The organism is Thermoflexus sp. (assembly GCF_042408365.1).
In the GTDB taxonomy this organism is placed as follows: Bacteria; Chloroflexota; Anaerolineae; order Thermoflexales; family Thermoflexaceae; genus Thermoflexus.
In genome coordinates this window covers 1-3,685 of sequence record NZ_JBHOQJ010000281.1, presented here as the reverse complement: position 1 = coordinate 3,685, position 3,685 = coordinate 1, and the positions used below count along the sequence as shown (strand labels likewise).

Here is a 3,685-nt window from a genome sequence, read left to right as displayed (position 1 = left end):
CGCCCTTGGCGCCCGGCTCACCCCAAAATAGCTCCCCTTCCTCACGGCCCTTCAGGCTGTGGGGAGGGGGGATAAAAAGGGTAGGGCCATCCGCTTCCCACGGCATATGCTCAGCACGGAATGTGGGGAAGACCATCCGCATCAAAGCCCCTGCAAATCCACCGCTCAACCCCCAACGGCTCTATGAGATTCCGGTGGTAAAATGAGACCGCCACGATCAACCGCACATCAGACCGTTGGAGCGCCGATGCGGTTGCGGGAGTGGATGGAAGCGCTTCCCAGGCGGCTCAAGCCGTTGCTCCCATCGGACTTGAACGGATTCCGCTGGAGTGCCCGGCCGTGGTTGGTGCAGATCTATTACCGCGACCCGGCCTTTCACTACGAGGTATGGCACCTGGGAGAGCGGCGGGGGCGCATCGAGATCGGGCTGCACTTTGAGAGCCGGGATTCAAGCCGGAACCGGGCCGCCCTGGAATGGGTGAGCCTTCATATCTGGGAGATCCGGGATCGTCTGGGACCTTATGTGGAAGCGGAGCTATGGGATCGCGGATGGGCTAAGGTGTTTGAGACCCATCCGCTCCCGCCGCTGGACGAAGAAAGCCTGGCGCGCTTCGCCCAGCGTCTGGCGCTCTGGATCCAGACGCTGGAGCCGATCCTCGCCCGTTCGCCCGCCAACGCCCGCTCCAAATCCAAATAGGGAAACGCAGCGGATCGTCAGCGGTCGCTGTCCCAGGATCATGCGGAAAGGACATTCGGTGATCCGAGTTGACGCGTGCGCTTGCCGAGGTTGAAACGGAGCTCAGTCAGGGGGTAAATCGCCTACGATGACCCGTATCCCATCCTTCCTAAGGGACCTGAATCCAAGCCAGCAGGAGGCGGTCACTGCCCCCGATGGACCGGTTCTGGTGCTGGCCGGGCCGGGCAGTGGAAAGACCCGCGTGCTCACCTACCGGATCGCTTACCTGCTCACCGCCCGCCGCGTCTCTCCCTTCCACATCCTGGCGGTCACCTTCACCAATAAAGCGGCCGAAGAGATGCGCTCCCGGTTGGAGGCCCTCTTCGGGGACCGTGCGGCTGAGCTCACCCTGGGGACCTTCCATGCTGTCTGCGCCCGGTTCCTGCGGCGAGAGGCTTCGCTCCTGGGCCTGAACCCCCAGTTCGTGATTTACGATGAAGAGGACCAGCTGGAAGCCGTCCGCCAGGCGCTGCGGGACCTCAACCTGGATGAGAAGCGTTATCGGCCCGGCGCCCTGCGAGCGGCCATCTCCCGGGCGAAGAACGAGTTCATCCGTCCGGAGGATTATCCCATCCGCACCTACTTCGACGAGATCGTGGCGCGGGTTTACAGCCGCTACGAGGAGCGTCTCCGGGCCGCCGATGCTATGGACTTCGACGATCTCCTGCTGCGGGCCGTTGAGCTGTTCGAGAACTACCCTGAGGTCCTGGCCCGCTATCAGGAGCGTTACCGCCACATCCTCGTGGACGAGTTCCAGGACACGAACACCGTGCAATATCTGCTGCTGCGGCAGTTGGCCTCCCGGCACCGCAACCTGTTCTGTGTGGGGGATGAGGACCAAAGCATCTACGGTTGGCGCGGGGCGGATTTCCGGAATGTGATCCGCTTCCGCGAGCACTTCCCCGACGCCCGCATCATCATCCTGGAGGAGAACTACCGGTCCACCCAGACCATCCTGCAGGCGGCCCAGTCGGTCATCCGCTTCAACACCGAACGTTACAACGAGAAGCGCCTGGTCGCCGCCCGCGGGCCCGGCTCGCCGATCACCGTCTACGAGGCGTTCGATGATGAGGACGAGGCCGCTTTCGTTGTCCGCCAGATCCAGGAGCTCATCGAAACCCGACGGATGCGGCCGGGGGAGATCGCGGTGATGTATCGGACCAACGCGCAATCCCGAGCGCTGGAGGAAGCCTTCGTGCGAGCAGGGCTCCCCTATCGGCTGGTCGGCGGCGTTCGCTTCTACCAGCGCCGGGAGATCAAAGACCTGCTGGCCTACCTCCGATTGGTCCTGAACCCCCACGACGATCTCAGCCTGACCCGGATTCTCAATGTGCCCCCCCGGGGGATCGGCCCGGCCACCCTCTCCAAGCTGACCGCCCTGGCGCAACGCCGCGGCCCGACAGGAGCCCCATCTTCCTTATTCGCAGCCGTCGAACAGGTGGCCCGCGGCGAGGCCTCGATTTCCATTCCCCAAAAGATCCGCCATGCCCTGGCCGACCTCGCCGAGCGGATCCGGGCCTGGCAGTCAATCCGGGAAAGCACAGGTGTAGCGGAATTGTTGCGTCGCATTATCGATGAGATCGGCTATGCGGAGTATCTCGAAAGCCTGGAGGAACAGGAACAGGAGATCGGGGGACGGCGATGGGATAACGTGCAGGAGCTGTTGCGGGTGGCGGCCCCTTACCGCCCGGGGGCCTTTGAGGACCCGCTGGCCGCATTCCTCAGCGAGGCGGCGCTGATCTCCGATGTGGACACCTTGCGGGACGATGTGGATGCGCCCATCCTGTTGACCCTTCATGCCGCCAAGGGGCTGGAATTTGAGGCGGTCTTCATCACCGGCCTGGAGGAAGGCCTTCTCCCCCACAGCCGTTCTATGGATGAGCCTGCGGCGCTGGAGGAGGAGCGGCGTCTGTTCTATGTTGGAATGACCCGGGCCAAGGATCTTCTGATCTTGACCTATGCCTTCCGCCGCTATGATGAGATCCGCACCCCCTCCCGCTTCCTGCGAGAGATCCCAAAGGAATTGCTGGCCAGCACGGGCCTTCGTTCCCGGCAAGAGCGCCAGCGCCATGCGCTCCGGGAAACCCCGGTCTCCCCTCCCCCAAGCCTGCGCTTCCGCCCAGGCACGCGGGTTTATCATCCACGGTTCGGGGAAGGGGTTGTCGTGGAGAGCCGGTTGATCGGCTCGGACGAGGAGGTGGTGGTGATGTTCGAGGAGGCAGGCCTCAAGCGGCTCCTGGCCAGCTTCGCCAGCCTGGAAGTCCTCCCGGATGCCACCCATCCTCCTTCCTAATCGCATCGTAGGCGCTAGACCGTTCTGTGACACATCGTCATCTATTTCACCCCGATGGGCTCCATCGATGACCGGTCCCTTCCGGCTTCCTCGACCGGGGGCTCGTCGACCGGTGGTCGCCCACCGCTCCGCCGCAGCGCCGATCTCCACAGGCCAGCGGGGTCCCCAAAAGTCCTTCGGACTTTTTGGGGGGGCCCAACGTCCCGGGGAACTCGCGGTAGGGCCTTTTGGGGGGCACGCGATCCTTCGGATCGCGTGGGGTGCCCTTTCCGGGCGGCCCACTCATCGATCCGCCAATACAGCGCGGCCTTTGGCCACCGGTCCTTCCCATCGGCTGGGTTCCCGCCAAATGGGAGGGGACCGACGGACTATAACACGTGATAACAAAGACAGCAGCAGCTGTCAACCCCTCACGTAGGGGCAGGCACAAGGCCTGCCCTTATCCCCGCGGCGCGCCATGCCTCCGATAGAAATCGCACCAGCGCCGCACCGGGCAGACCTCGCAGCGGGGGCGCTGGGCCTTGCAGATCTCCCGGCCGTGACGGATGAGCAACAGATGGAAGGGCAGATAGCGCTCGGGCGAGATCAGGGCCTCCATCCAGTCATGGGCTTTCTCCGCCGACATCCCCTCGGGGATCAAACCCAACCGGGTTCCC

The 3,685-nt window shown here is 63.9% G+C and carries 3 protein-coding genes; 2 read left to right on the top strand and 1 reads right to left on the bottom strand.

What is annotated here, in order from left to right; genetic code table 11:
* Positions 1-247: 247 nt before the first annotated feature.
* On the top strand, positions 248-697 hold the full coding sequence (locus ACFMO5_RS12875) for a hypothetical protein (protein ID WP_376793156.1): 450 nt from the start codon (positions 248-250) through the stop codon (positions 695-697).
* Between the two features lie 127 nt (positions 698-824).
* Entirely contained in the window at positions 825-3,029 is a 2,205-nt protein-coding gene (locus tag ACFMO5_RS12870) for an ATP-dependent helicase (RefSeq protein WP_376793155.1), read from the top strand.
* 439 nt (positions 3,030-3,468) lie between these two features.
* Here the strand turns inward: ACFMO5_RS12870 and nth are convergent.
* A partial coding sequence (gene nth / locus ACFMO5_RS12865; RefSeq protein ID WP_376793154.1) for an endonuclease III domain-containing protein occupies positions 3,469-3,685 on the bottom strand: 217 nt, incomplete at its 5' end.